The sequence below is a fragment of the Endozoicomonas sp. SESOKO3 genome, assembly GCF_024606255.1.
This window is the reverse complement of the sequence record NZ_JAHHPR010000050.1, coordinates 1-4,647: the sequence shown is the minus strand read 5'-3', so window position 1 is coordinate 4,647 and position 4,647 is coordinate 1. Positions and strand designations below refer to the sequence as shown.

Annotated in this window: 4 protein-coding genes; 3 read left to right on the top strand and 1 reads right to left on the bottom strand. The window is 45.0% G+C overall.

The genetic code is table 11. From position 1 onward, the window contains the following. On the bottom strand, nucleotides 1-221 hold a 221-nt coding region (locus tag KDK18_RS00865), incomplete at its 3' end, for a hypothetical protein (RefSeq protein ID WP_257252510.1). A gap of 165 nt (nucleotides 222-386) precedes the next feature. Between KDK18_RS00865 and KDK18_RS00860 the strand changes: the two genes are divergently transcribed. From KDK18_RS00860 to KDK18_RS00850, 3 genes are read left to right on the top strand one after another with little or no spacing between them, the layout of a single operon-like run. Continuing rightward, nucleotides 387-1,487, top strand: coding sequence for a hypothetical protein (locus KDK18_RS00860; protein ID WP_257252508.1), 1,101 nt, complete (start codon nucleotides 387-389; stop codon nucleotides 1,485-1,487). A gap of 47 nt (nucleotides 1,488-1,534) precedes the next feature. Next, entirely contained in the window at nucleotides 1,535-2,911 is a 1,377-nt protein-coding gene (locus tag KDK18_RS00855) for a hypothetical protein (protein WP_257252506.1), read from the top strand. A gap of 48 nt (nucleotides 2,912-2,959) precedes the next feature. Next, a complete protein-coding gene (locus KDK18_RS00850) occupies nucleotides 2,960-4,615 on the top strand; it encodes a hypothetical protein (protein ID WP_257252505.1) in 1,656 nt (551 codons plus the stop codon). Nucleotides 4,616-4,647 lie beyond the last annotated feature (32 nt).

The window sequence follows — 4,647 nt, the reverse complement described above, 5'->3', positions numbered from 1 at the left end:
ATCCTCAATTTCTTGCAATCCTCGCTACGGACGCTTAAGTCCGACAGGCTGCCAGCCAGCTGAAAAGCCAATTCACGTGCTTCAGCATTCAGGAATCGATTCAACCGGCTGACGCAGAGTTCTTCCTGATCCTGCTCAGCATGTAGCAGGGCCAGAAGCCGGGTGTCCAGCTCTTCACGGTTTTCGTTGTCACTTCTCAGGCGGGTGAGCACATCCGACATGGTGTACTCAACATTCGCGGGAGTATCAGATTTCCCTATCTGCTAAAGAAATTTTGTCAGAGCAGCTAACAAAAGCGTTATTCAGGTTCTTACAGGGGAACAAGTCATACTCGGTCACAGTCAAATGGTTACTGAATTATAAAATGTTGTAAATGGAGTATTACTATGGCAAATCCACTAGGTACAGGAAGCACTTCACCAGGAACTGACCTTAATGTTCAGGTGACATCTGAGACGCCCAACCGTCATAGGGGCAGCACTACGATGTATTCATTGCGTCGATGCTGCGCTCTTAAAGATACATTAATCGGGATTACGAAAGGCATGACATGGCCAACGGTCCCTGAGCGTCCCGCGCAGTGCTCTTTTCTGGAGGGTGGGGAACGTCTGGAATCCCGGGCGGTGGAAGTTTCTTCATCCGGGCAGAGCTCGTCAACCCATTCGCGAAAGGTTAGCGAGGCCAGTGAGGCTGAAATCCGGGCTGAGCTGGAGAAAATGGATGGACGTATTCAGCAGGATTACCAGCGTTTCTGCGAGCAATTTAGTCTGTGCAATAAAATTGTGTCTTTTGCTATGACCACTGAACTGGCATTGGATGACGATATTCTCTTCTATCAGGATGCGCTATTAGACCAGCACAAGGATCAGCCAGAATTGCAGGTAATGTTTAATTATCTCAATCAGAAAACCAAAATGCTTGAGGACAAAAATCAGGAAGTTCTTGAACGGGACAGAAAAATTCAGGAGCTTACACGACAGCTTGAACATAGCGAGCAGCAAAGGGTTCGGGCACAGGACGAACAGCAAGCAAAGGCGCTGGTTGATGAAAAAGTCATCCATTTAGAGAAGCTTTTGAGGGAAGCTGATTGTCGTGCAACAGAGATGCAGCGAGACCTCAGTAAAATCAAGGAAGAAAAAGCTGAAGAATCCAAAGAGGTTGAGTCTCTGAACGAACGCTTAGCAGCGTATCAACTTTACACAGATAATGAGTTGGAATACAAAAAAAAAATCTGTGCTGAAAAAGAGAAACAATCCAAACGGATTGAGTCTCTGGAGAAACTTGTAGGAGCCTATCAAAGTCGCTTGGCTGCTAATCACGATAGCAAAGGCGAAGCCTGGGATGAACAAGAGAAGCAATCCAGACAATGGGATGCCGACAGGGCGGCGATGGAAAGAGAGATTGAAACCCTCAGGACTAAACTCAGAGCACTCTCAATGGATGAACAGACGACAGAGACTGGAGCTGCATTGGATGGGGGTCGTTGATAGTCAAATAGTTGTGAATTTTTTAACGTTGCAAAAGGAGTATTATAATGGCAAATCCATCAAACGCAGCAATCCCAGCAAACGTAACTGACCCGGGTGTTCGGGTCAAAGATGATAGGTCCGGCCGCCATTCCGGCAGTGTTGCGGAATATTCATTATATCAATGCAGAGTTCTTATAGATCCATTACGCAAGATGCGCAGTGGGATCACTGTGGAAAAGTTACCTGAACCCCCTTCGCCGTGCCATCTTTTGAGTGATTTTAAATGTTTGGACCGTCGGACGGTGTTAGCCTATCCATCCCTGGAGGATAGTACCGAGGACATGCCAACCTTTTTACGCAGGATTAACGCAGCCAATGGTTATGGAGTCTGGGCTGAACTGGCACATATGGATGAGCAAAGAAGGGCTTATTACCATCATCTCTGCCAGCTTCACAGTCAGCTCGGTGAATCACTGAATGCTGCTCGGCAGGTTGAAAACTCATTAGAAAACGATATTTCCCTCCATAGAAAAAATAGAGCGTTTGAGGCAGCGGACCAGCCATTCAGAACCCTTCAAACTAATAAATTAGTCACACAATTAGAAGACCAACTGAAGGTATCCAGACTTCGTTCAACCAAGATGCAGAAAGAGCTTGAAGAAGCTCGAATAGAAAGAAAAAAGATTGAAGCTGCCCTTTGCAATACCCAAGCTGGAAAAAGTGTGAGCGTCGAAGAATTTCAGAAATTGACGCAGGAGTTAGTACAAGCCCGTTGCGATCAGAATACCTTAAAAAAAATACGGGAACAAAATGATGAACAATCCAGAAAGGTTAAAACGCTGAAGGAAGATAATTATGAACAATACATAGAACTCAGGAAGCTGAATCAGAAGTTATTAGAAGCTGGTCGTTCCTCAGATAAACAGCAGCTTGACTTAAAAGAAATGCAAAAAGAAAACGATTTGTTATCCAGACGGGTTGCAAGTCTGGAGTTGGATTTAGAAGTAGTTCGTCGTTGTTCAGATGCTCATCTAAGTCTCTTTAATAAAATGTGGGAAGAAAAAGTTCAACAATCCAGACGATCGAGCCAGCGTGAGAATGAGTTATATCCAAAAACCACAGCGCTTGACGACAATCAGGAGCAACAGTCTGAACTGGAACTTGAAAACAATGTTTTGCTGAGACAGTTGACCTACACACAAGAAAGTCTCAAAGCTGAAAAAAGAATGCGCTCTCAGGTTGAGAATGACCTGCAACAGACCCGCTCTCTTTTGCAAGAGAAAGAAGATGAAGTGATCGCCTGGGTCAATCAATCGAGGCAGTGGAACACCGCCAGGGCGGCTATGGAAAAAGAGATTGAAAATCTGATGGATAAACTGAGCATGCTATTACAGAACAACCAATCAGAGGCGATGGAAGTTTCCCAGGATCAGGTTCATTAATAGTCAAACGATTTATGAATTGTTGAATGTTGTAAAAGGAGTATTACGATGGCCATTCCATCAAGTACGGTAAGCCGTCCACCCGAACCTGACAGGTTGATTAGTCAACATGTTCAGGGGACAACTGAGGAGTTAAACAAGCATCCGGGCGGTACTGCGATCTATTCATTGCATCAATGCTGTGCTCTTACAGAAATACTAAGCAAGATGCGGGCAGGCACGGTCGTGGAAGATTTGCCTGCCCCCCCTAAGCCTTGCCGTTTTCTGAATGGCGGTAAACCTCTGGAGTCCCGCACGGTAATGGCGTCTTCATCCTGGATGGGTAGTCTAAGGAACACGCGAACCGATTCGCGACAGCCTGCCGGGGCCATTGATGCTGAAGTTCAGGCTGAACTGGAGAGAATGGATCAACGTATTCAGAAGGATTACCAGCGCATCTGCAGTCTCAACAATCAGCTCGGTAACGTTCTGGAAATTGCTTTGCAGACTGAAACGGCATTGGGCAAAGATATCCCCTTCTATGAAAAAGCATTACAGAAGCAGTATGAGAATTCGGGAAAATTAACGGCAATGGGTAGTGAATTCTTCCAGGCTGTGACTGCAAAACAACGTTCTCTTGAGAATGAGCTACTTCAGAAAACCAGAATGCTTGAGAGTAAAAATAAGCAAGTTGAACAACTGGGTGAAAGAATCCAGAAGCTATCACAACAGTCTGAACAGAGCGGTAGCAAAATTCTTAAACCGGGCGATAGAAAAATTGAGACAGTGCTTCGTGATCGTACAATAATTCTTCAGCAAGCACTTGATGAAGCCCGGCAAGAACTTAAAAAAGCCCGAGAAGAAAGAAAAGAGGGTGATGATGCCCTGCGTAAAATCCAGGAGGGAGAATATGAGACTCCAGAAAGGGTTCAAAAGCTGAAGAAGGATTTAAACTCAGCTAATGTTCGCTTAATAGATAAAGGATATGAAATAGATCGCCTTCACAATGACGCTAAAAAGCTGAAAAAGGACTTGGAAGAAGTTGACCGTTCTTGTACTGCAGCCCGAAAAGACGTTAGAAAACTCGAGGAAGAAAGATATGTCCTATCCAAACGGGCTGACAGACTGGAGAAGGATTTAATAGAAGCTAATCGTGGCTATCAAGACACCTTAAGAATAATCCAGGAAGAAAATGCTGATCTTAATCGTGGCTATCAAGACACCATAAGGAGAATCCAGGAAGAAAATGCTGAACTGACTAAACTGGCTGACAATCTGGGGAATCATGTTTCAGCAGCCCTGCATTCATCAGATTATGATCGGGATCGCAATCTCAGAGCCCGGATAGAACGATTGGAACAATCCAGACCGACTGAGCAACTTGAGCATGCCCTGTTACAGAAGGCCGAAATGCTTAAAGCCACACAAGAGCAATTATCTGAAGTAGAAAGTCAAAAAGCGCTTATGCTGAGAAAGTTGAAAAATATGTATCAGAAACTCACAGCAATGGGGGTTGACCTGATACCCAAAAATAAACTTTCTCAGCTTCAGAATGATCTGCAACGGAGTCAGTCTCTTTTGCAAGAGAAAGTGAACGAATTGAGTGCCTTTGTCGCTCAATCCAGACAGTGGGATACCGACAGGGCGGCTATGCAAAGAGAGATTGAGACCCTGAGGGCTGAGCTGAAAGCAGTCTCAATTGGCAACCAGACGACAGAGACATAAGCCTCCCCAAATCAGTGTTGAGGTGTCAAGAA